Source organism: Paenibacillus sp. QJM3NY_38 (assembly GCF_056173265.1).
The window spans coordinates 7,116,353-7,141,141 of sequence record NZ_CM149665.1 but is presented as its reverse complement, the minus strand read 5'-3'; the positions used below and the strand labels follow the sequence as shown (position 1 = coordinate 7,141,141).

At 50.3% G+C, this 24,789-nt stretch carries 17 protein-coding genes; 10 read left to right on the top strand and 7 right to left on the bottom strand.

The genetic code is table 11. The annotated features are described in order from the left end of the window. Positions 1-175: 175 nt before the first annotated feature. Together AC0VZ8_RS33135 and AC0VZ8_RS33130 are read right to left on the bottom strand one after the other, a co-directional pair. Positions 176-2,809 (bottom strand): family 16 glycosylhydrolase, encoded by a 2,634-nt coding sequence (locus AC0VZ8_RS33135; RefSeq protein WP_475485617.1) that lies wholly within the window; start codon positions 2,807-2,809, stop codon positions 176-178. Between the two features lie 175 nt (positions 2,810-2,984). Beyond that, the gene (locus AC0VZ8_RS33130) at positions 2,985-3,371 is read right to left on the bottom strand and encodes a hypothetical protein (RefSeq protein ID WP_475485616.1); all 387 of its coding nucleotides are present in this window, start codon (positions 3,369-3,371) and stop codon (positions 2,985-2,987) included. Between the two features lie 204 nt (positions 3,372-3,575). On the opposite strand from AC0VZ8_RS33130, the gene AC0VZ8_RS33125 reads away from it, so the two are divergent. The 3 genes from AC0VZ8_RS33125 (at position 3,576) to AC0VZ8_RS33115 (ending at position 5,542) form a co-directional block, all read left to right on the top strand. Further along, positions 3,576-4,061, top strand: coding sequence for a MarR family winged helix-turn-helix transcriptional regulator (locus AC0VZ8_RS33125; RefSeq protein ID WP_233354695.1), 486 nt, complete (start codon positions 3,576-3,578; stop codon positions 4,059-4,061). Positions 4,062-4,124: 63 nt separating this feature from the next. Further along, positions 4,125-5,324 carry an ArsA family ATPase gene (locus AC0VZ8_RS33120; RefSeq protein ID WP_475485615.1) on the top strand — a complete coding sequence of 400 codons (1,200 nt, stop codon included), beginning with the start codon at positions 4,125-4,127 and terminating at the stop codon, positions 5,322-5,324. 29 nt (positions 5,325-5,353) lie between these two features. Further along, a complete protein-coding gene (locus tag AC0VZ8_RS33115; protein ID WP_475485614.1) occupies positions 5,354-5,542 on the top strand; it encodes a hypothetical protein in 189 nt (62 codons plus the stop codon). Positions 5,543-5,646: 104 nt separating this feature from the next. Here the strand turns inward: AC0VZ8_RS33115 and AC0VZ8_RS33110 are convergent, their stop codons facing one another. Continuing rightward, the gene (locus tag AC0VZ8_RS33110) at positions 5,647-6,720 is read right to left on the bottom strand and encodes a hypothetical protein (RefSeq protein WP_071219418.1); all 1,074 of its coding nucleotides are present in this window, start codon (positions 6,718-6,720) and stop codon (positions 5,647-5,649) included. Between the two features lie 312 nt (positions 6,721-7,032). On the opposite strand from AC0VZ8_RS33110, the gene AC0VZ8_RS33105 reads away from it, so the two are divergent. From AC0VZ8_RS33105 to AC0VZ8_RS33080, 6 genes are all read left to right on the top strand, one after another. Further along, positions 7,033-8,934, top strand: a complete 1,902-nt coding sequence (locus AC0VZ8_RS33105) for a sensor histidine kinase (protein WP_475485613.1) — start codon at positions 7,033-7,035, stop codon at positions 8,932-8,934. Next, the gene (locus AC0VZ8_RS33100; RefSeq protein WP_475485612.1) at positions 8,931-10,481 is read left to right on the top strand and encodes a response regulator; all 1,551 of its coding nucleotides are present in this window, start codon (positions 8,931-8,933) and stop codon (positions 10,479-10,481) included. Before AC0VZ8_RS33105 ends, AC0VZ8_RS33100 begins: the two co-directional genes overlap by 4 nt. A gap of 543 nt (positions 10,482-11,024) precedes the next feature. After that, entirely contained in the window at positions 11,025-11,954 is a 930-nt protein-coding gene (locus AC0VZ8_RS33095) for an ABC transporter permease (protein ID WP_071219420.1), read from the top strand. 21 nt (positions 11,955-11,975) lie between these two features. Next, positions 11,976-12,923 carry a carbohydrate ABC transporter permease gene (locus AC0VZ8_RS33090; RefSeq protein ID WP_194540187.1) on the top strand — a complete coding sequence of 316 codons (948 nt, stop codon included), beginning with the start codon at positions 11,976-11,978 and terminating at the stop codon, positions 12,921-12,923. A 115-nt stretch (positions 12,924-13,038) separates the two neighbouring features. Beyond that, the gene (locus tag AC0VZ8_RS33085; protein WP_071219422.1) at positions 13,039-14,559 is read left to right on the top strand and encodes an ABC transporter substrate-binding protein; all 1,521 of its coding nucleotides are present in this window, start codon (positions 13,039-13,041) and stop codon (positions 14,557-14,559) included. A 133-nt stretch (positions 14,560-14,692) separates the two neighbouring features. After that, on the top strand, positions 14,693-17,473 hold the full coding sequence (locus AC0VZ8_RS33080; RefSeq protein ID WP_475485611.1) for an endo-beta-N-acetylglucosaminidase: 2,781 nt from the start codon (positions 14,693-14,695) through the stop codon (positions 17,471-17,473). A gap of 298 nt (positions 17,474-17,771) precedes the next feature. Here AC0VZ8_RS33080 and AC0VZ8_RS33075 read toward each other — a convergent pair whose 3' ends face one another. The 4 genes from AC0VZ8_RS33075 to AC0VZ8_RS33060 all read right to left on the bottom strand — a co-directional run bounded on the left by AC0VZ8_RS33075 (position 17,772) and on the right by AC0VZ8_RS33060 (position 22,260). Beyond that, positions 17,772-19,277 carry an alpha/beta hydrolase gene (locus AC0VZ8_RS33075; protein ID WP_475485610.1) on the bottom strand — a complete coding sequence of 502 codons (1,506 nt, stop codon included), beginning with the start codon at positions 19,275-19,277 and terminating at the stop codon, positions 17,772-17,774. Between the two features lie 104 nt (positions 19,278-19,381). Further along, positions 19,382-19,987, bottom strand: a complete 606-nt coding sequence (locus AC0VZ8_RS33070) for a response regulator transcription factor (RefSeq protein WP_475485609.1) — start codon at positions 19,985-19,987, stop codon at positions 19,382-19,384. After that, positions 19,984-21,105 (bottom strand): sensor histidine kinase, encoded by a 1,122-nt coding sequence (locus AC0VZ8_RS33065; protein ID WP_475485608.1) that lies wholly within the window; start codon positions 21,103-21,105, stop codon positions 19,984-19,986. The genes AC0VZ8_RS33070 and AC0VZ8_RS33065 overlap by 4 nt, the downstream gene beginning before the upstream one ends. Before the next feature lie 18 nt (positions 21,106-21,123). Then, complete coding sequence (locus AC0VZ8_RS33060; RefSeq protein WP_475485607.1) at positions 21,124-22,260, bottom strand: DUF418 domain-containing protein; 1,137 nt, start codon at positions 22,258-22,260, stop codon at positions 21,124-21,126. A 393-nt stretch (positions 22,261-22,653) separates the two neighbouring features. On the opposite strand from AC0VZ8_RS33060, the gene AC0VZ8_RS33055 reads away from it, so the two are divergent. Beyond that, on the top strand, positions 22,654-24,756 hold the full coding sequence (locus AC0VZ8_RS33055) for a TerD family protein (protein WP_475485606.1): 2,103 nt from the start codon (positions 22,654-22,656) through the stop codon (positions 24,754-24,756). Positions 24,757-24,789 lie beyond the last annotated feature (33 nt).

Sequence of the window (24,789 nt, the reverse complement as noted above, 5' to 3'; positions counted from 1 at the left end):
AAAAAATATGATGACAAGTCAATCAGCTAACCAAACATAGCTGATCAACTGAAGAAAGGCCGTCGATGATGTCGACGGCCTTCTGTTTGCCCTGATTTCATTGACATTGCGCGATTGCAACCCGGAGCAGGCACCGGTTTACCTGCAGCGCCATGTCTGTCAAAGCTTCCCCGGTTTACTCCGGTGTTCCTTGCGTTACCCCATGAACATACGTCAGCCAAGGCGTGTCCAGTGCTCCTTGCCCCGGGTTATAGGTAAAGAAGTACTCGACGGTATCCCCATGCTTCAGGTTGTTGACAGGGTACGTATAGTTGCCGTTTCCCGTTGGGGCCATGGCTACGTTTAATTGCCCGCCATTATTGATCTTATAATGTAAATCGGCAAAGGTCGCGCCATTGACATAGAACAGCAGGTCATCTCCGATCTTCTTCAGGCCCTTCGCCTCATCACCGATGACGATCACGGTGGATGGTGCCGGTACAACGGTAATTGCGGCGCTGGCTGTTTTATTGCCGTCAGCGGTTGTCGCCGTGACGTTTGTCGTGCCCGGAGCGAGCCCGGTCACGAGACCGCTTGCACTCACGGATGCGATGCCGCTGCTCGCAACCGACCACGTGACCTGCTTATTCGTTGCATTGGACGGCGCCACGCTGGCGTTTAGTTGAACGCTCTGCCCGACTTCCACCTGTGCCGTGGTCGGATTCACCGTTACGCCGGTAACAGACACGTTTCCTGGATTCTGGCCACCGCCTTGCCCTTCTTTATAAACACGGACATAGTCCACCTGCATCGTTGCAGGGATATCGGACGGATCCGGGGTCCGGCCGCCGTCAAAGGTACCGCCGATTGCCAGGTTCATAATGAGGTAGAACGGCTGATCGAACGGGGCGTTCGGATTGTTCGGCGCAGCTGCGGAATACCATTGATCGCGGGTTACCTTAAAGAAGAACTTGCCATCCACATACCATTTAATATTGTCTTCTTCCCAGACGACCGAATAGACATGATAGTCATTGGCAAAGGTTTGCCCTTCAGGGAAGTGATACTCACCGGAAAGATGCCGGTTCGTCGGCCATTGGCCACCAAAGTGTACGGCGCCGCTCGTCGCACCTGGCAAGCGTCCTCTTGCTTCCATCACATCGATTTCGCCGGAGGCTGCCCACGTCCCATACACATGATCCTGCGGAAGCATCCAGAGCGCTGGCCAGATGCCGTTGCCGGTAGGCAGCTTGGCACGGAAATCCATTCGGCCGTACGTGAGGGAGAAATGATCTTTGGTGTTAATTTTGCCAGAGGAGTATTGTGCATACCTACTAGGATCCTGCGGGAAGGATTTTGGCTCGTTCAAGGCCTTGATATTAAGCTTTCCGTCCTGTACAAAAACATTTTGCGCACTATTGGTATAGTGCTGCAGCTCCGAGTTGCCCCAACCCCAGGTATTCGGATCATCATTGAGATAATACCCTGTTTCATAATTCCATTTGCTGTTATCGAGCGTCGTCCCGTTAAACTCATCCTGCCAGATGAGATTCATGCCCTCGATGGCAGTGTCGCTTGGCGTTCCGATCGGAATATCCTCCTGGTCGGTTACATCCGGGCGCGGAGCATCCGGGTTGCCAATCAAGGTATAGTTGACAAAATTGCTGCCCACACTTCCACCTGCCTGCCCATTTAGCGGATAGCCGATACGGATTTGCATATCCTCCTGGATCGGCTGGAACCATAGGCCATAGATATGGTCGGCCCAATACCCCCACTGATTGGCAGCGGACATGTTATTGTAGCCGTTTGCCGAGTATACAAATCCGCTCTGGCTTGAATTGTCCAGATCCACCCATTGCCCGTTGATGTTAATCTGGTATACGAAATTGCCAAGCTCGGTGCCGATTGGGGCGCCTCCATCTATCTTAGGCAGCGGGATGCCGATAGCACCGCTCGCATCGGCTGTAAAGGTCGTTCCTTCATAAGGCGTAAGGACATAAGAGCTTCTTACCGGCTCATTAAAGGTGATGGTATACACGATGTTAGCTGAAGAGGTTTTCGATTCTAATTTGACGTTAATCGATTCCGTGACGTTAAACCAGTAGCCGCCGCCTCCATCGGTAAATTGACCAAAGTTCTGATCATAGATCCAGCCGCTGGCTGCATTGTTGTCGATATCGATCCATTGGCTGCTGTTGACGGGCTTTACATACACCTTCAAATCGTCCGCGACGGCCGCATAGGTTATGGCCGGATCATGATTGAATATCGGATAGGTAAAGCCGGCACCGCCCGTAAACCCTGACGTAATTTGCGGTCCTTGCGTCGGGGTCATCGCCGTGATGGTTGTTTTGTTGATGTGTTCAAAGACGAGTGAATATTCAAGCGTGACCCCATTGGCTTTGGAGTACAGCTGAATCTCCGTTGTTGCGGAGAGCGTGAACCAATAGCCGGTAAAGCCGCCGTCGTTCCAGTGGCCCCAGTTCTGGTTATAGACAAAGCTGCCGACACTGTCGATATCGACCCAGCTGCCATTTACTTTCACCTTTACTCCCAGGTCCTGGGCAACATCATTCCAGGTGGCAGAGCCTCCGTTGAATAGCGGCATGACAAAACCGTAGCTGGCCTCCCCGACTCCTGATTTTGTGATGACAGGTCCGTCCGCAGCTGAAAAATAAGACATCGAGGTGATGGTGGTTCCAGCAGCGTCAGCTGCCTGAACCTTCGAAGCCGGCAAGAAGCCGATGCCAGACAGCATCATGACCGCTAAGAACAAACTCAATACCTTTTGCCTATACCGCCTTTCCGAAATTTGAGATCGCTTCATAAATACCCTCCCTTAAAAAATTTTCGATTCTCCCAGACTATGCGCGTAATGGAAAACGCTTACACCTGAAGAACATCTTTATTCTATCGAATTTCATAATCAGAAGGATAGGTACCATTTTTTTGGTTGGGCCCCATAATTTCGGGTTTATATAATATTGGCTATATACTAGAGCCTATGGCAGCGTTAGTCCCAAGACGGTCAGAACGAGCGCAACAGTCATCAAGATCCAGCTGGGATGAAGGCGACGCATTACCCAAAATGAGATGATTGCACCGAACAGAAAAGAACTGCCGGCGAGCAGACCCGTCACGAGCCTTGCCTCCTGCCCGAACCAGATCGCGGCTGCAATCAAAAAGAGCCCGCTGAGCAACCAGTTGAATGTGCTGAAATGTAAAAGCAGCATCCCAAGCTTTCGCAGCGGCACAGATATTCGCCCATCCGCTTCAAAAACCGTCTCCATCGGCTTAATGATCACCCGTTTCATGAGAATGCCGTGTGCCACCGCCGTGCCGCCGCCGATGACACCGGCCGTCGTCAAGACTATACTATTCCAATCCATATCCATGCACCTCCAATAACATATTAATACGATTTCGTAGTAAAGACTGGAAATCAATGTAACACTGAGAATGAAGTGCTGTCAATCGTAGGTTTTACCTGCTAATAAAAACATCGTATTAAAAAATCGGCAGGTGATTGATATTATTACGAAATCGTATTAAAATAAGCGCAGACGTATTATTGCGAAATCGTACGAAAAGGAGTGACCGGTATCCAACACCTATATGACCTTTTCCTCAAGACCGGTCTGCGTCCGTTTGCTTTTATGACCGATACGCTTCAGCTCGAACAAAAAGTGACTCGCTCCGATATGTCAACGCTGCTTATTTTGCTCCTCCGTGGAGATTTGACGATGTCGCAGCTGGCCTCCGAGATGGGGGCACCTTTAAGTTCGATGACAAGCATAGCTAAACGGCTTGAACGTAAAGGCTTGATTGCACGGGCTACGTCTGCACAAGATCAACGGGTTAAGCTCGTCACGCTGACGCAGGAAGGTCTGCAGCTGGCAAAAGAATGGGAGCAAATCATGATGGCGATGCTGAGCAGATTGGAGACGGCATTTACGCCTGAGGAAATGGAGCAATTCACGACACTACTGTTCAAGGCAGCCAGAGTCTTCCAGGATGGGGGACCTGTAACGCTTCAAGAAAAGAAGCGTCACTCTGTAAAGATTCAGATTGAGGAATAACCGGTTCAAGCCGGATTTTCTCGGTTATTTACTACGAAATCGTACTAAAAGGAGCGGATGGATATGAGGATCATCATCTACACAGGCAAAGGTGGCGTCGGCAAGACAAGTATTGCGGCGGCGACGGCGGTGAAAATGGCCAAACAAGGCAAACGGACCCTTATTCTCAGCACAGATGCGGCACATAGCTTAGCAGATTCGCTGGCGGTACCGATCGGACCGGATCCCGTCCAAATCAGCGACAACTTGTGGGGGCAGGAAGTGAACGCCATCCGCGAAACGGAGCGGAATTGGGGAACCGTCCAGGGCTGGATCACGAAATTACTCGACAAAGCGCAGCTTAAAGATGTCACCACAGAAGAAATGCTCGTGTTCCCAGGCATGGAGGAGCTTTTCAGTTTACTGAAAATCAAGGAACACGCTGAAAGCGGGCAATATGACGTACTGGTGGTCGATTGCGCCCCGACGGGAGAGACGCTGCGGCTGCTGAGCTATCCAAACGTATTGAATTGGTGGCTGGAGAAGATATTCCCGACCGAACGCAAATTGATCAAGATCGTGCGGCCTGTGGCCAAAATTGTAAAGGATATCGATCTTCCTTCGGATGACGTGCTGGACAGTATCGAGCGGTTAGCACGCGGCTTGGAGGAAATGCAGCGGCTCGTTCTGGATCCGGAGATCACGTCGGTCAGGATCGTGCTGAACCCGGAGAAGATGGTGCTTGCTGAAGCGAAGCGCTCCTTTACCTATTTGAATCTGTTCGGGTTCAATACGGATGCCATTATTGTTAATCGGGTGCTGCCGGATGAGGCAGGGGAAGGATTCTTCGCGCATTGGCGGGACATTCAAAAGAAATACGAGGAAGAAATCGTATTGAACTTTCAGCCGCTTCCGATTCTGAAGGCGCCTATGATGCAAAAGGAAGTTATCGGACTCCCTATTCTTGAAGAATTAGCGGATATCGTTTATGGAGAGCAGGTTCCTTCTGCCATGTTGTACCGTGGCAGAACGGAGACGATCCGGGAGGAGGACGGAGACATGCTGCTGGAGCTTTCCATTCCCTTTGTCGAGAAGGCGAATCTTGATTTAACGCAGACAGGTGACGAATTAACGGTAGATGCAGGCGCCTACAAACGCAAGGTTATCCTGCCAAGAACGCTGATGGGACGCGAAGTAATAGGTGCGAAGTATGCGAAGGACCGGCTTATCATCCGATTTGGCAAACGGGAATTGACTGCACAAGGAAAGGTTGAAGATCAATGAGAAGCGCAGAGCTTAGGAGGGAACGAGTGATGGGAAATCTGCTTCGAGTGGAGCGTCTGTTGGAAAGTCTGGAGCGACATCAAACCAAGGAGCATGTAAAAAACGCGGTCAAGGAATGGCTGCTTGCATCGCGATCCGTGATCGACAGTGTCATCGACACGATCGAGGAGGAAAAAGCCCCCCCTGTAGCCCGCAAAATTAATATCTCAAAAGAGTAGCAATGATTGGATGAGATGAAGTTGCTTCAAGTATGATCGGGCGATGGCGCTCCGATTCGTGCATAACCATTAGGCCATTCCTTGTGGAATGGCCATGCTTCGGCTTACAGGTAAATCCTCCGGGCCTCCTCATTGAAAAATTTGATCACGTTCGGATACTTGGTTATATCGATCCGGTTCTGCCTCATCATCTTCTGAATAAAGATGGCATCGGTAAAGATGTTATTGATAATCGCTTCGCACCATACCGGAGTATCTTTAAAGTAATCAACCAAATCATCAATTTCATCAAACTTAAAATAAAGGATATAACAAACGTAATTCTGAAGCAGCATACGGAAGCAATGATCGCGATAGGGGTTTGAGCGATTGTCCGAGAGAAAGTCCCTCATCATACCGAATAACGTTGTTTTATTCTCGACGTTCATATGAATCATATCATCAACGTTATTGATCAGCTGTAATAGTGCGTCTAAACCTTCTTCCAAAGGCATGGTTAGCTTTGGCGATTTACCCTCCATGGACCTTAACAGCTCCAGTGTAAGATTCTTGCAGGCATGAATTTCATGCGGAGCGATGAACAATTGATCTCTATGCTTGTCGAGAATCTCGCTATAGTAATCGTGATATACAATAAAATATTGCTCCATACGGATATTGGTTTTCGTATGAACCAAATCTTGCCCGATGAATGAAAAGGCGTAGAGTGTCTCCTCGTTGACCGGGTGAGCATATAGGTAGAAAAAGAAAAAGAAGTCCCTTAATTGCTGCCTTTGTTCCTCATTTAATCCTCTGGTCTCCCCCAATTGAGCTAACTGAAAGAAACAATAGTTCTTCATGAAATCATTCATGGCATTGATCGGATTGCTCCTTACGATGGACGTTGTCTTGTTGATCGTAAATAACAGATAAAAGAGTACCAGTTCATCATAGACGTCCAAATGGTTGAAAAAAGCCGAGAGCACAGGCTTCCAGTCCGGGTTCGCAACATAATGGGGATCTCGGGGTTGCAATTCGTACGCCCACTCAACAAAGGCCACATCTTTACGTTCGATAAAGAATAATGCTGCGCCATCTTCCTCAAGAATTCCATATTCAAAGTCGTCCAATGGAACGGACGGTAATCCTCTATTGAATTTTTGATTCAGATATTCATGATATAGTAATTGAAGATTCATCCTTCATAGCCTCGGTTTCATTTATGATTTAGTTCCATATACATATTCAACATATCGAAGGGCATTCCTCTGCTATTCGATACTAAATGCGTTGTGCTGACTTGTCCCGTTCCATTCCTTCGAAGTTGAATATTCCTATGCTGCGTTCGGTTTTAAAGAACGAATGCTGTTCCTGGTTTCCATCGCAATCCGCCAATTCTATACTAGAATACGTTTATGCCGCGTTCGGTGGCATGAAGCGGAGTGCCGCATTCGTGTTCCTCGAAAGCGCGTGATTTATTTCTTTAAGCTTCATAAAGATGCAAATTTCAATTGCCGGGTTTACGGAAAGGGTGTACACTGGGTGCCGAAGTGACCATTATAGAACAGGGTGTGTTTCATATTTTCAGACTGCGCCAATTCTATTTAAATCATCTGAAGCGAAAAATGTTCAATAAAATCGTTGTGCTGTATTCGACCGTCATGATCGTGCTGTTTGCGATTGCGGCAACCCTGGTTTATCAATACCAGACGCAGCGCATACTCCGTGAGCAGACCGATGCGAATCTTAAATCCGCGCATGTTCTGAATATTTATTTAAGCCGGCAGTATGAGGGCATACAGAATATATTTCAGCAGATTTACGGAGATGCCACGCTGAGCGATGAGCTGATCTACTTTTTGAACAACGAATATGAGAGTTACCTGAAATACCGCCTGGATTTGTACACCAGGACAGGAGAACAGCGTTTGCGCTCCTTCAATACCTTGCTGAAAAATTATCTGGAGCAGGAATCAAGCGCCAGAAGCGTGTCAATCTACAGCTATCCGAACAATTTTTACATGCATATCAGCCGGACCAACCAGCAGCTGAATAATGAAGCGGGCTCCAAGAACAAGTGGGAGACCTGGTTCGCCCGCCGGGAGCAGCACAGCTGGGATACCATGCCGCAGAACGAGTCCTCGCGTTCATCCGGAGGCTCCAGTCCAAGGTCGTATTCCTATTCGAGAGAGCTGAAGGACCCGTGGACCCTGAATCGGGTGGGGATGATGAATGTGGAGTTCGACGCCCGGCAAATTTCATCCTGGCTGGAGAGCCGCGCTTCGGTCAAAGGCCGGATCCTGGTGTTGAACGCACAGGGAACCGTGATTTACGATTCGGAGGATGAATACTACGGTCAAACCTACCCCTACAATTTGGAGCAGGAGAAAGCCGGGGACTGGGTGGAGCTGGACGAACCCTCCAAGGTGAACATCTTGAATGTCGGCAATGCGGGCCTGTCGGTGGTGGGCATTGTGTCGCAATCCCTGATCGAAGAGAGCACCGAGAGTTTAAGAACCGGACTGATTCTGGTCACCCTGGTGTTTATGGCGGCCAGTTTTGCGATTACGTTTACGATCGTGCGCAAGTTCTCCAAAAAAGTGCAGCGGATCATCCGCTCGATGAACCGGATCGGCGAAGGGGATCTGTCGACGCGCATTCAGATGTCCGGCGAAGACGAGCTTCAGCAGATTTCCCGCCGGTTTAACGACATGGGCGACCGTTTGGGGCAATATATCGATAAAATGTATACCTCGGAAATCAAGCAAAAAAACGCGGAGCTGGTTGCCCTGCAATCCCAGATCAACCCCCATTTTCTATACAATACGCTTGAATCCATTCGCATGAAGGCGTACTTTGTGGGGGCAAAGGAAGTGGGGCAAATGATATACAGCTTGTCGGTCATGTTCAAGAACATGGTGAAAAAAAGCACGGTGGTTACCGTTGAAGAGGAAATGGACATGTGTTCCGTTTATCTCGATTTGTTCCGCATTCGCTATGACGGCCGGCTGGAGACGGAGATCGAGGTGGATCCGGAAATCCAAAGTGCCAGCATTATCAAGCTGCTGGTCCAGCCGATCGTGGAAAACTATATCGTTCACGGATTTCGTCCGCTGGAAGACAACAATAAAATTTCAGTCCGAGCTTATGGGGCAGGGGACCGGGTCGTGATCGTCGTATCGGACAATGGAACGGGCATTCCGGAGGAAAAGCTGACCCAAATCCGCGGCACGCTGAACAAGGTTCTCCAGTCTCCCGAAAAGGGCCATCGTTCGATCGGGCTGATGAACGTGCATGAACGAATCGTGCTGAACTACGGGAATGATTACGGAGTGACTATAAACAGTACGGAAGGACAGGGAACCGAGGTCCGCATGGAAATACCGATGCTTCGCAAGGGGGAGACGACATGAGGAAGGTATTTTTTGTTGATGACGAGCCTTTGATCGCTCAGGGCTTGGCCACCATTGTGGATTGGCAGGACTACGACCTGCATGTGTCTGGTTCGGCCAACGATGGGTTACAGGCGCTTGAGAGGTTGAAAGAAGAGCCCGTGGATCTGCTGATCACGGACATTATGATGCCCAGAATGAACGGGCTCGAGCTGATCAAGAAGGTAAAGGAAATGCATCCCTGCACCAAATTCATAGTGCTGAGCGGGTACGAAGAATTTGAATATGTGAAGGTGGGGATCACGCTCGGCATTCAGAACTACATTTTGAAGCCGATCAACATTGAGGAACTGGAAGCCACCATTAAGCATATCCGAGGCGATTGGGAGCGCGAGGAATTGAAACGGTTTCGCTCCGAGGAGGATTGGAAGATCCTCCGCAGCAATATTTTGCAGCGTTGGGTCAACGGCGACATCAAAAGCTCGGAATTAAAACAAAGAGCCGAACTTCTCGGAATTCCGCTGAATTATGTGTCTTACCAGGTTTACGTATTGCGGCTCATATCTGACGAACGCCCGGTATCCCAGCTCTATCGCTTGACCAGCCTAGCCGATGAGTATTGCCGGGCTTTCTCGGAAGAGCTTGGGGGAGATCATGAGGTGATCTGCTTCCCCGATGCGGATGACGATATCGTCGTGATGTCGGTCGCGATGACTGAACGGAGGGATGCCGCGCGGGAGGGTATGAGAAATGCCATGGTCAAGCTGAGGGAGCTGACTGGCTTGCGCATGTGGTGCTCCGAAGGAAATGCGGGATTCAATGATTTCAAAGACATTCAGGAGAGCTACAGGAAGGCGAAGAGCCACTTCAACGCCTGCCTGATTGCCGGAGATGACATGACGCTGTACAGTCCGCCTGCGGAACCGGAGACCGTTCAGGCTTCTTCGCCGTCCGCTCGCCCCGACACGTTCGCGAAGCTGCTGATCGAGGGAGACGTTCCGTCCTTGCAGGCTTATATCGAGTCCGTTCTCGGCGGTGACAGCGGGGAGCCGACGGTACCCCGGGGAACCTGCTTGAATGCGGCAGTCCAGCTGATGATCGCGGCGAAGGATATGGAGAAGAACCCCGATTACAGCGAGGTGTTTACGCCAATGCACCGGATTAATACGCTCCAGGGACTCCGAAATCATGTGTGGCGTATCGTCGAGCGCAGCCTTGCGCGCCTGGAAGAAGCGGATCAGGGCTATAGCCTGCACGTCTCGTTCCTTGTAGAGCAGGTCCAGCACCATTATCCGGAAGAGCTTTCCCTGAAGACGCTGAGCCAGCGGCTGCAGATGCATCCGAATTATTTGGGGCAGCTTTTTCAGCAGGAGGTCGGAGCAAGCTTCTCGGATTATTTGAACCAGTACCGCATCGAGAAAGCTACGCAGCTCCTTTTACATACCGATCAAAAGACGGCGGATATTGCGTTCAGCGTAGGTTATACGGACAGCTCGTACTTTTACAGGCAGTTCAAAAAGTATACGGGCGTGTCTCCAACTGAAATGAGGTCCATGTATCGGATCTAAATAAACCGTAAACCGTCTAGTGACAGGCTCAGGGCAGATAAGCTTTGGCCTGTTTTTTGCTATTTTATTGAGGTTGTTCAAAAAGTCATCTTTTGATCACGAAGGGAGTCAAGGAGTAACTCGGCATCGAATCTTGAATTCAGCCGGGCCTAAGCAAATGCTCCCGAAGCATGTTTCCTGAGAAAACATTTCAGGTGCTCACGTACCCAAAACAGCGGATGCTTTCGAAGGCGTTTTCTGTGAAAACGTTTAGCTCCGCTCCTCAGTCCCTAGCTTCATCCAACCTAAAGCGTTTTGAAAAAACGCACTTCGGAAGCATAAGCCTCGGTGCTGAAAACCTGACTTTTTGAACACGCACTTATAAGGGATTCTTTAATTTATCCATCCCGTTCTAGTATTTTTCAACTTGAGCGCGATAGCGCTTACTTGGCACAATGATAGTAGTTAGGGTGAGTGATAGAATAGCCGCATTGACATAGATCATGGGGGATCTTCTAGAACAGTCGCATCACTTGTATTTAACGGGGAAGAGGAGGAGTGCTCATGTCGGGGTTCATCAAAAAGGTTATACGCAACCGGTTTATGCTGCTGATGATACTGCCCGGAACCATCTGGTTTCTTATCTTTGCTTACTTGCCCATGTTCGGCACCGTTCTCGCGTTTAAGGACTTCCGTATAAGCCCGGACGGATTTTTTGCCAGCGTGTTCAACAGCGAATGGGTAGGGTTCAAAAACTTCGAATATCTGTTTACAACCAATGATGCCTATATCATTACGAGGAATACGATTCTGTACAACCTGGCTTTTATTATCCTGGGCCTGATCATTGCGGTCGGCTTTGCGATCATGCTAAGCGAGCTTGTCAACAAGCGGACGGCCAAGGTATATCAGACCGGCATGTTTCTGCCGCATTTTTTGTCGTGGGTTATTATCAGTTATTTTGCGTTCACCTTCTTGAGCGTAGACAAAGGGACGCTCAATCAAATCATCACTTATTTCGGGGGAGAGCCGATCAGCTGGTACGCCGAAGCTAAATATTGGCCCTTCATTCTTGTTTTTGTCGGCATCTGGAAAGGCGTGGGCTACAACAGCGTTATTTACCTGGCAGCTATTACAGGGATCGACAAGTCTTATTATGAAGCGGCTGTTATCGATGGAGCCAACAAGTGGAAGCAAACGCGGTACATTACGATTCCGCTCTTGAAGCCGCTTATGATCATACTGACCATATTGGCCATCGGGGGCATCTTCCGTTCCGATTTCGGATTGTTCTATCAGCTTCCGAAGGACTCGGGCGCGCTCTACCCGGTAACGAATGTTATCGATACCTTCGTCTACCGCGGACTGATCAATATGGGGGACATCGGAATGAGTACGGCAGCAGGCTTGTATCAATCGCTTGTAGGGCTGGTTCTGATTCTAGTCGCCAACTATATCGTTCGACGAATTGAAAAAGATCATGCGATCTTCTAATCCGAGGGAGGTGTACCGTTCATGACGCAGCTATCCACGCAAACCGCGAATCAGCCGGCAAAGCGTTCAAAGAAGAGAGACTACAACGCCATCTCCCCATTGTGGAATACGATTTTTAATATCGTGATCGGCATCTTCTCGTTCTCCTGTATCTTTCCGTTTCTATTTGTTATTATTATTTCTTTGACTGACGAACAGACGCTGGTCTTGGAAGGCTTCAGGCTGCTGCCGAGTCAGTTCAGTACGGCGGCGTACGAATATATTTTTGAAACGGGAGGCGAGCTGCTGTCCTCATTCAGCTTAACGCTTCTGGTCACGGTACTGGGGACGCTGGTGAGTCTGGCTCTGGTTACGACTTATGCCTATGCATTGTCCCGGCGAAACTTTGAATTTCGAGGCTTTTTCAGCTTCCTTGCTTTCTTTACCATGCTGTTCTCGGGCGGTATGGTGCCTGGATATATCGTGATGACCCAGTTCCTGCATCTGCAAAACACGATCTGGGCGTTGATATTTCCTTTATCCCTGAGCGCGTTCTCCATCATCGTCATGCGAACCTTTTTCCAAACGACGATTCCGGATGAAATTATCGAGTCCGCCAAAATCGATGGCGCCGGCGAGTTTCTGACCTTTATCCGAATCGTGCTGCCGGTCTCGCTGCCGGGGATTGCAACGATTGGTTTGTTCAGCTCTCTGGGTTACTGGAACGACTGGTTTAATGCCTTGCTGTATTATAACAATCCACAGGCAACGCCACCGCTGCAGTTCATGCTGATGAAGATCGAGAAGAACATGGATTTCCTGACGCAGAATGCGCAGAATATCGGTTCATTCGATGCAGCTGCCGGCCTGCCGACAGAGACGGTAAGGATGGCGATGGTCGTATTGGCGACACTGCCGATTGTTATGGCGTATCCGTTCTTCCAGCGATATTTTGTCCAGGGCCTGACGGTAGGCTCGGTCAAAGGCTAATTTCATATGGTTGTACCCGCATCGCACACTGCCGGAGAAATCCGGCTTTGATGTTTCAGGTGTGTAAGCGGTGTCAATATAGCATTAACCATTAAGTGATACAGGGGGAAAACACATGTTTAAGAAAAAGGTTTCTATACTGTCCCTTGCTCTTGTGCTTCTGCTGACGGTTGTATTGTCGGCTTGCGGCAGCAAGGAAGGAGCTAAGTCCGGCGAGCCTGCGAAGGAAGAGGCAGCCGTTCAGAGCGACGGCACGGTCGATGCTTCCAAGCTGGATCCGGTCAAACTGAAAATGTACATGATCGGGCCTAACCAGAAGGATCTTCCCGTGGTACAAGAGGAAATCAATAAATATTTGACGGAAAAAATCAATGCAACGCTCGAGATCAGTATGATCGACTGGGGCGATTACAGCCAGCGGATGCAGGTTATTACAAGCTCCGGCGAGAATTACGACATCGCCTTCACTAGCTCATGGGCGTTCGATTATCTTCCAAATGCAGCGAAGGGCGCATTTAAGCCGCTGAATGATCTGCTGGATCAATATGGAAAAGGCATTAAGGAAGCGCTGGATCCTCGTTTCTTGGAAGGAACGAAGGTGAACGGCGTGAACTATGGCATCCCGGCCAACAAGGAATTGGCACAGCAGTTTGTATGGCGTTTCAATAAGAAGTATCTGGATAAGTACAACCTGGACATTTCCAAGGTGACAACACTTGAGGATCTGGAGCCGCTTCTGAAAACGATTAAAGAGAACGAGCCTGCGGATATTACACCGCTTGCCGTACCGAAAGGCTTTAAGCCTTACTTGCCGGTCGACTTCCCGCTTGGTGATGAAATTCCGATCGGTATGTACCTTGACACCAAAGACTTTAAATTTGAGAATCTGCTGGATTCACCTGAACTGAAATCGGCTCTGACCACGATGCGCAAATATTATAAAGCGGGTTATGTGCGCGAGGACGTAGCGACGCTCGACGGCATTGATAACATCAAAACCGGTAAATGGCTCGTGGACCGCGAGATCACACAGCCATACGCGGAGCTTGGCTGGTCCAGAAACGCAGGATATGACATTGTGACAAGACCGATGCACGATCCAGTCATTTACACCAGCTCCGCTGCGGGCTCGATGATGGCGATTTCTTCTTACTCCAAAAACCCGGAGCGGGCGATGATGTTCTTGAACCTGCTGAATACGGATGAGAAACTGCGCAATATGATTCAATACGGTTTGGAAGGCACGCACTACAAGAAGCTTGAAGGGCCATACATCGAAGATATGCCTGCTATGCAGGAAAACTATGCCATGCCTGGATTTGCGCTCGGCAATATGTTCCTGACGTATCTTCATGAAGGCGAGCCTGAAGACAAGTGGGAAGCATTCGAGAAGTTTAACAGCTCGGCTGTGGTAGCTCCTACGTTCGGCTTTAACTTCGACACGGCTCCGGTAAAAACAGAGGTTGCGGCTATCACAAACGTAGCGAAGGAATTTATTCCTGCACTGTATACCGGATCCATTGATCCTGAGGAATACTTGCCAAAAGCAAAACAAAAATTCCAGGATGCCGGAATTGACAAAGTTATTGCTGAAGCTCAAAAGCAGTTTGATGAGTGGAAGGCTCAAAACAAGTAATCCATAAAAAAGTGTTTGAGGGGGTAGAAACGGCTGATCTAAAGCGGCCGTTTCTCTCTGTCATTCCTTCTTTTCGATGGAAAACGCATTCATTGTTTACCACGAAATCATTACATAAACAGGAGGTTTTCCCATGAAACGAATCAAACCGGATTATTTAACGAAAGCCCAGTGGAAACGCAGAATGACGGTATGGATGAGCACGGCAGTGCTGGCCGCGTCCCTGACGGGTTTTGCTGGAGAAGCCGAAGCGGCACAGCCTCACTCGTCATATTGGTATCCGAACACGCTGCTGGAATGGTCGCCGTCCACGGATAAGGATGCGCTATTTAATCGGGGAACGGTTAAGCTGGAGGATCAGCGTCTCCAGGGTCATAAGGTAAACAGCAATGCCAAGGAGGAAGTGAAGGTTTTATCGATCGCTTCCATGTATCCAAGCACAAGCGGAGCTCCTTCCCAAGGCTCGGAGAAATTCCATACCTATACGTTCAGTAATTGGCAGTATATTGACAAGCTGGTGATGTGGGGCGGCTCGGCAGGCGAAGGATTGATCGTTCCGCCAAGCGCCGACGTGATCGATGCGGCTCACAAGAATGGCGTACCTGTTTTTGGAACCGTTTTCTTGCCGCAAACCGAGCATGGAGGAAAAATCCAGTGGATGCATGATCTGTTAAAGCAGCGGGAGGATGGATCCTTTCCAGTTGCAGACAAACTGATTGAGGTTGCCACGTATTACGGATTTGACGGCTGGTTCATCAATCAGGAGACACAGGGCGGAACGCCTGAGGATGCCGCCAAAATGGCTGAGTTCCTAACTTATCTGCAGCAGAAAAAGGCACCGGGCATGGAAGTGATCTGGTACGATTCCATGATCAAGGAAGGACCGGTGAAGTGGCAGGGGGCTTTGACGGACAAGAACGAGATGTTCTTCCAGGCGGGAAATCAGCGCGTTTCCGACCATATGTTTATCGATTTCCGCTGGCAGTTCAAAGACGAGAAGAATGGCCAATACGATTACATTACTCCGTTCCTGAATTCCCCGGCCAAAGCGGCGGAGCTTGGCCGCAGTCCGTATGATCTATACGCCGGCATCGATGTGGAGGCGAAAGGCTACGAAGGCAAGTTCAATTGGCCGGTTGTGTTCCCGGACGGCAAGAAAGCTACGACTTCCCTCGGCATTTACCGTCCCGATTGGGCGTTCAACAGCTCCGAAACCCATGAGGAGTATATGAAAAAGGAGCAGATCTTCTGGGCGGGACCGGGCATGAATCCGGCTAATACCTCGTTGCCTGAAGGGACCGATCCGCTGGCCTGGAGAGGGATTGCGAATGATGTGGTTGCCAAAACCGTGCTCACCGATTCCGAATTTGTCACCCATTTCAATACCGGCAACGGCCATATGTTCGCGGTGGACGGCAAAGTGATGCGGAGCAGAGACTGGAGCAATCGGAGCCTGCAGGATATTTTGCCGACCTGGCGCTGGATCACAGAAACTAACGGCAAGGGTGAAGCCCTTAAGCCTGGATTTGACTTCAGCAAATCCTACTACGGAGGCAGCTCGCTTCAGGTGGCGGGTGCGGTAAGCAAAGGCTCCTCTACCCATGTCAAGCTGTATAAGGCGAATATCCCGGTAGAACCGACGACGGAAGTATCGCTCGTCTATGCGGACAATGCGAAGGACGCCAAGGTGAAGATTGGTTTGGCATTCTCCGATGCACCGGATCGGTATGAATTTTTCGAGCCTGGCAAGTGGACTGCCACGGGCGCCGATCAGGACTGGAAGCAGGGCAGCGTTAAGCTGAACAAGTATAAAGGCCGCACGATCGTGGGAATCACGCTGCAATTCGAATCTGCCGCGGATATAGCGGATTATCGGGCCAATATTGGAAAACTGGCTGTTACTCAGGTGAATGATAAGGCGAAGAAACCGCACCAGGTGACCGATCTTCAGGTCATCGATAATGATTTCCGCGACGGAATTTATGGAGATGCGCGATTGTCTTGGAAGGCACCGAAACAGGCTGAGGACGTAATGTACTACCAGGTGTACCGGGTTCATCCGGACGGCAAGTATGAGCTGATGGGCATGACGGGGAATACGGTATATTACGTGCCGGAAATGAAGCGACTGCTGAAGGAGCAGGCAACCAAGATGGTCGTGATTCCGGTGAACCGCCATTACGAACAAGGAAAAGCATCGTCGGTAAGCTTTGACTGGCCGGAATATCCGAAGCCGGTTGCAGCCTTCAAAGCGGATAAAACGCTGATCGCACCGGGAGAAACCGTACAATTCACGGATCTTTCCTCGGAAGTGACGGAGTCTTGGAGCTGGAGCTTCCCGGGCGGACAGCCAGCATCCAGCACGGAGCAGAATCCTAAAGTGACGTATCCGGAGGAAGGAACGTACGAAGTGACGCTAACCGCTACCAATAGCGTTGGCGAGGACTTGGTTCGGAAGAAGCTCATCACGGTTACACGGGAAGCGGAGAATGGCGTGGGAAACCTTGCCCTTGGCAAGGAAACATCAGCATCCAGCTTCGTGAATGAGAAGGAAGCACCTGCATTTGCGGTGGACGGCAATGCCGCTACCAAATGGTGTGCTGTTGGAGACGGGCCTCACTGGCTGACGGTGGACCTGGGAGCCGAGCATAAGCTCAGCGAATTCGTGATCAAGCATGCGGAGGCCGGAGGCGAGCCGGCCGCGTTCAATACGCGGGCATTTACCATTCAGGTAAGCTCGGACGGCAAGGAATGGAAGGATGCGGTATCGGTCAAAGACAATACGAAAGAGGTCAGCAGCCATGCCATCGAACTTACCTCCGCACGGTACGTGCGTCTTCAGATAGAGAAGGCGACGCAAGGCGGGGACACGGCTACGCGGATTTATGATTTTGAAGTACTGGGCTTGAAATAATTCGGAGAACTAGAAAGAGCGTTTCCCATAAGGGGGACGCTCTTTTTTTGGGGTTGTTGATAACGTCCGGGCTCCTCATAGCGGCCGTTAAGGCCCTAAGCCGGCGCGTATAGTCGATAAATAATGGAGTCATTTATAATGAGAATCGATTTATTAATTATTGATGAGGTATATTATGAGCGAATATACAAAAAATGGACACAGAGCGGGAGGGTGTTTGATTCTTGAACAAAAATGACCCGAAAAGATCACTTATTCCAAAGTGCCTCATGCGGGTCATTGACTCATACTTATGGATTTATTTACCTTGAAAAACCGAGCTCGGATATTTCACTTCCGGATAGTCCTCAGTGGGACCGGCCAGAAGCTTACTCTCGATTCCGCGTAAATGCTGGTTGAAAAACTCCAAAAGATAGCGATTGACGATTTCTGCGCCCCTTGCTCCATTCATGCTTCCGGTCATGCCAGTCAGTCCGATAAGCGGAGAGTACAACTGGAGATCAGTGAAGTTATAATGCCCGGCTCCTTCAATATAAACGGTCCTTCCATACCCTTGCTGCGATAAACGGTCCATCAGCTTCAGTTCCGTTTCCCGATTCGCCAGAATGGTGTCAAATTGTTCTCGCGTTAATCGGAGCTCCTTGAGCTCAGCATCCGTGGCCGGTGTTTTGCGGTACTTCGCCTGCTGCTCGTTCACATTCATAAAATCTTCGGATTCCATGAACATAAACGGTTTCTTCATGTCGTCCCGATCCTTCGTGATGAACAACGTGCCATCCATATTCACGCCGGCCTTGATTCGCGGGTTGGAATAAACGGCTTCAAAAGCTGCTGCCCCACCGAAGGAATGACCCAACATGCCGATGTTGTCTATATCCAGCATTCCTTCGAATTTGCTGGTAATGGCGCCTGAATGCAGCTTCTCTAACTGATTCACAATAAATGCTGTATCCTTGTTCCACACATCTAAAATGGCGCGGCTGTCTTCAAATAATCGCTCTTGAGACTGCTCCGTAAGGAATCCGGTCTTGCGCCCGTCCGGAAATGCAGTCATAACGGTACTGTAAGTATGATCGACTGCGAATACGATATAGCCGTGGCTGGCAAGATGTTCAGCCTGCGAGGTATGCAAAATTCTGCCGACCCCCATGCCGTGTGACAGCAGCACCACTGGATACGGATTGTCCGCGGGATGCAAATCGGCATGGATAGATGTATTGGCCTTGCTGTATTTCCAGTAGTCGAGGGCGGGAGCGGGAAGGCCCAGATATCCGGAATAAGCTTGCATATAGGCATGGAAGAGCCCTCTATCCTTAGGGAACACCGAATTTTTCTCTGCGCTCCGTCCAGATTCCAAAGCTGGGTACCATACCTGAAAGACCAGCTCTCGCTTGTCGCTCTTCTGCTCGGTAAACGATTCTTCCCGGTCGTCATCGATAAAATGGAACGTTTCTGTTCCCACACTGAACTCGCCTAAAGGCTTGGGTAAATGAAAGACCGGCAGCAATACCGATAAGGCAACCGATACGCCCAGCAAAACAATGGATAGAGCCAATATCGTGTAACGCAGCAGTTTTCCGACTTTTCTGCGTCTAAATAAGACGAAGGCGAGGAGCAAAGCGGCGACGATATAGGCCGGAATCATCTGCCACCTATAGCCCTCAAACAGCAGTTGCACGGCCAACAGTGAGCCACAAGCGACGCCGGCTATAGCCTCTGTCGTCCGGTTGATTGTGTTACGGAACAGTAAGACCATCAGCACCAAAACGCTGGATGCCACCAACACCATTTCCAATACTCGCATACGTTCTCTCCCTTGTTGCTCCAATTTCCTATTATCGTAACGGATCAAGGTTAAAACGAGCGGACGGTTCTGGTTAAAAATGGTTTAAATTTGGGTTGCGTGTTTTACAGCCACCCTTTATCTTCGGCGATCGCCACGGCCTGCTGCCGGGAATCGGCCTCCAGCTTCTGTATGGCGGAGGAGAGGTAGTTGCGAACGGTGCCTCTCGTCAGGAACAGGGCTTTGCTGATGTCGCCGGTGGTCATGCCTTCCTTGGTTAAGCGAAGCATTTCGATTTCCCGTTCGCTGAGCGGATTCTCCTCCTTCATGAAGAGCGCGGCCGCCAGATCGGTGCTCACAACCCGCTCGCCCTTCATGACCCGCCGAATGGCTTCGATCAAGAAATCGATCGGCTCATCCTTTAACAGATATCCCTCTACTTGAGTGTCCATTGCTTTTTGCAAATAACCCGGGCGCGCAAAGGTCGTAACGATCATGATTTTGCAGGGCAGACCTGCTTGTCGTATGGATTCGGCCAATTCCAGGCCGCTGATATGAGGCATCTCGATGTCGAGCAGGCACACGTCCGGCTGATGCTGCCGGATCGCGTCCCAGGCTCGCTGCCCGTCCGGCACCTCGGCAACGACCTCGATGTCATCTTCGAAATTAAGCAATGAGGCGAATGCACCGCGAAGCATTTTCTGATCTTCCGCAATAACGATTCGAATCATGAAGCGTCCTCCTTTTCATGCCGGCGAAGCGGGAGATTCAAGGATACCCTGGTGCCTCCCTCAGGCGATGGGGCGATGGCGAAAGAGCCGCCCAGCGTCTTCATCCGCTCCATGATCGACGGGATGCCGTTTCCGTCGCCGTTCCCCGCCAGCCCTACGCCGTCATCCGCGATATGGATTCCGAAGGCATGGTCCTTCGTTTCCAGTCTGATCGTGCACCGCTTGGCCCGGCTATGCTTGATAATATTGGTCATGGCTTCCCGGATGCAGAGCGCAAGCATCGTTTCTTCCACGCTGGATAACAGCGGGAGCTTCTCCGGATTCTCGATGCTCAGCGATATTCCTGCTGTATGCAGCAGCTTGGCTGAATGCTCCAGCTCGCTTGGCAGAGAGATGAACTTCATATCGGATACCAGCTCCCTCACTTGCTTCAGGGCGGTTCTGGTGGTATCCAGAATCTCGCTTAGCTCTCGCTTGGCTTGGGCAGAATCCTTATCCACCCATTTCGTTGCCAGCTCGCTCTTCATTTTGATCATCATGAGGGTCTGTCCCAAGGTATCGTGGAGATCCCTTGCGATCCGCTGCCGCTCCTCCTGCTGGATATACTTTGCGATCTGCTCGTTGGCTTCGTCCAGCTCCCCCTGCAGGCTTTTTGCTTTCTCCTTGATGTAGATGACGATGGGGTATACCGTCTGGATGATCATGAACGGAAGGTAAATGGCGTTGGACGTTTCGAGCAACGGTTCCTGACGGATAACAAACACGAGCAGGTACGATAGAGCAATGGCCCCGCTGCCGATGGCGATGTGCCCCTTCGACTTTGACCGGCCCAGCAAGTCGGCAAAAATAATCCCGAACATCAGGGTGCTCGGCCCCGTATATACCCCGAGTACGCTGACGGCGAACAAGCCCGTCAGCACGGCAGCCAGCAGCCAGCCGCCCCTGCGCCATAGTGCGATATAGAACGAAACAAGGAACAGCAGGAGCAGCAAGAGGCTGCCCCACAGTCCCAGCGCCGTATCCGAGCGAAACACCCGGTAGCATAAGAATACGGTCAGTACGACATCGATGAGCAAATAATTTTTGATCTGTTCCCTCGGGTACAACTTATAGAACATATCTAGCCCCCAATCCGGCTATTTTGATTCGAATAAGCCTACTGCCTGTTTGCGGACGGTCTCCATGGGCCCCAGCTTGAAGCCGCGAAGCCACAAGGACGCCATGCCGAGCTGAAGTGCGGAGATCAGCAGCCAGACGGCGATAATCGCGGCCGAATTCAGCTTGCCGGCAAGCCCTAAGCCCCAGCCGTAGAAGACGGCGGATGCGATGATGTTCTGAAGCACGTAGCAGCTCAGCGACATTTTTCCGACGTTTTCCAGACGGCGCCACAGCCATTCCCATTTCCCATATTGTATCATTCTCGCGATGATTGCTATATACCCCATGGACATCAGCGGGGCGAATAAATAGCGTACCGGTAAATCGAAAGCGCCGCCGGGAACAAATATGAGCAGGTTGAGCGGCACGCCGACATATATGCCCAGCTTGAATAGCCTTTTCCGCAGCCTTTTTCCGTTCTCGTCCGGGGAGAATACGCCTGAGCGCATGAAGCGAATCCCGAGCAGGAACAGAAACACGTTAGTCGGTATCACGAGGATGGCTTCCATTCGCAGCGGAAGGAAGTTCGCCAGCCGATATTGGACTTGCTCTATCCAGGTGCCTTCCTGATAAAGGGCAACAACATCGTCAAAGCTGCCCAACGATACGCTTGCGCCGCTAGCCAGCATAAGTCCCGCGAGGGCCAGAATCGTAATAGCGAAGACGCTGCCGATTACGTTCATCGTACGCGCGATGAGCCGGTCGCCGCCCTTTACGATGAAGGCTGCAATGATGGCGGTTACTCCATAACTCATTAAGATGTCATACTCCATGACCAATATAAAATGCAGCAGGCCTTCGAGGACCAGGAACAGGACGGCCCACAAATAAACGCCAGGCCACGGTTTTCCCTTGCGCTTGGCCTGCCGATACTTCATTTCCAGACCGACGCCGAACATGATGGTCAGCAGTCCGAGCAGTTTCCCGTTCACCAGGAATAAAACAATCATGCGAAGTAAGTCATTCGCTCCCCACCAACCGGAATGATCAAAGGTAGTAATGTACCTGAGGTCCCCCGCATGCGCGAAAATCCAAATATTCGTCCCGAGCGTTCCCAGGATCGCGAAGCCCCGCAAAATGTCCAGCAGGCGGATTCTGTCCTTTCGTTGTTCCATCTCCCATTCCTTCTTTCTCCTAAGTTCTCTTGTCACTATTGTAGGAACGATCCGACCGGCGCAACATTCACACCTGTAAAGAGATCCGTATGACACGTGTCATAAATGTTGGGAAAGCGAACGGTGGTCATTTTCCAAAGTCGTAATACTTTCGCCCTGTTGGCCGACTATCGGGTATGGGATGATGGGTTCATCAAAGATTTTGAGGTCATGGACTTTGAAACTTTGGCCTTCAGGCTATTGCGATCCTTCCTTCTATTTCAATTGGCGAACCTAGGGTCGCAGCTTTCCTGAAGGAGTTTTATTCAAGAGAGGAGGCGTCCAGGCTATCATATTCCTTCCTTCTATTATTCCTTTAATGACATTAGGGATATGGCTCTCCTGGACTCTTTTATGATGATGAATACCATTTATTTGCGAAGAGCGAACAAATTGATTGTAAATGAAGGGCAAGGGCCGGGGCGGCTATCGAAAGCTTATTTGGCAACGGCAATAAAAAACATCGAACATCTTGGATTTGCGTTCTCATATCCACTATTACACGCGATTCGTACCTTATCCGAGGAGCAGTTTGAAGCGTTTTATCAACCACTAATTGACGATTTAAGGGTGCTGGTAGGTGCGCATGTGAAATATGAGCCGATGTATCCTGCTTTTCCGATGCAGGTGATGGAGGAGGATGACGCGGAGCTCTATCTGAATGCCATCTATCATTACCTTACTTGGGATCTGCCTGAGTATGAGCTTGAGGAGAGACCTCCGCTGCAGGACGAAGTCAAACGGAAAGTCATTGAACTGGGGAGCAAAACGGATTTTTATGCCATGATACGTCAGCTTATCCAGGCTAAAGGCTCCATCTCCCAAACAGATAAAGAGGATATTGAGGCCGTTATCAAGTTAGCAGATGCGGATGAACTGGATGCCATTCTCCCTCCCGAGATTCCGTTCAAGGAGAATGCGGGATTCGTGGCAGCCTCATTAATGAAGCATGACAAGGGGGATGTCGAGCTGATCGGGCGTTATTTCAAAACCGCAACCGATGTCCTTCGTCTGGCGGTGGCGTGGTCAGACGGAGATGTCAGTCTGGCGGAAGCCACGCGGTTTCGCAAATTTAAGCGGCGTGAAAGACGACTGCTTCTGGGATTGCTGGAACGCTGCCATCCGATAACGGAGGATATGCTCAGATTTAAGGACCGCTGGATTCGTTTGGGCGAAATTCTGCATCCATCCGAATATAAGCATCGGTATATACGCTGCGAGGAAGCTTTTGATATTTTACGCAATCATAAGCCCTTTACCACGTATAACGGGAGTGTGGAGCTTGCTTTTCAGTACAACCAGGTCTGGAATTTGATTGATCTGTTGATGCAGCGTCCGGGGGAATTTGCCCGCAGATTGGATCAGTTATTGCGATCCACCGAACATACGGAGTATGTTGTACTGGCCTTTGGCGAAGTCGCGAGTCAAGTATCGACGCCGGTATTGCTGCAAGTGAAGAACCATTTTGCCCGCCGCCGTGAGCCTCAAGAGCTGCGCGTCTTTTTTCCAAAAGGAAATGTGGCCAAAGCCTTTGCCGTGCCCCATACGCTCCCGGAGATTGATGAAGCGGCATGCCGGGACATCGTGCAGGTATGCGAGCAGGCGTTAATCCAGCGGTTTGCCGCACTGCCGCCCTTAGGAAAGGCCTATGTCGACGAGCGTTTGAAGGACTATCATGTGCCGTTCTCCCAGAGATCGGCAAGCAAAGCCCTGCATACGTTGGTTCGGGGAAGCCGCGTGCCGATGACGGAAGGGGATACCATCCGTTTCTTCAGCTGGTGGAAGGAGGGACGGGTTGACGGGGAGCCTACGGGCCGCGTGGATATTGACCTGTCCGCCGTCATGTATGATCACGACTGGCAGTATGTCGAGCATATCTCTTATACGAATCTGCGGTCATCCAATTACAAGGCTGTCCACAGCGGAGACATCGTGTCGGCCCCTCAAGGAGCATGCGAATTCATTGATTTGCATATTCCATCCATCGTCCAGTACGGCGGACGTTATATTGTGGCGACTCTTCATTCGTTTACGAATCAACCGTACTGCAACCTGCCGGAGTGCTTCATGGGCTGGATGATGCGCAAGAAACCCGGTTCCGGTGAAATATTCGAGCCATCGACGGTGGCCAATAAAATCGATGTCGCAGCAGATACGCAGATCGCTATTCCTGTTATTTTGGATTTGGCGGAACGTACGGTTATCTGGACCGATCTGTCCCTGACGAGACATCCACATTACTACAACAATGTAGAAGGGAATCAGAAGGGGATGGTCTTGATGGGGAAAGCCATGACAACCTTACGGAAAGCTGACCTGTATGATCTTTTCATGCTGCATGCGAAGGCAAGAGGAGAGTGGGTAGATACAGCGGATCAGGCGGAAACGATCTTTTCGGTGGAAAATGGGGTTACTCCATTCGATATTGAGCAGATTATGGCGGAGTATGTGGTGTAAAAGTGGATGCAAATGGAGGTCATGATGAATGTG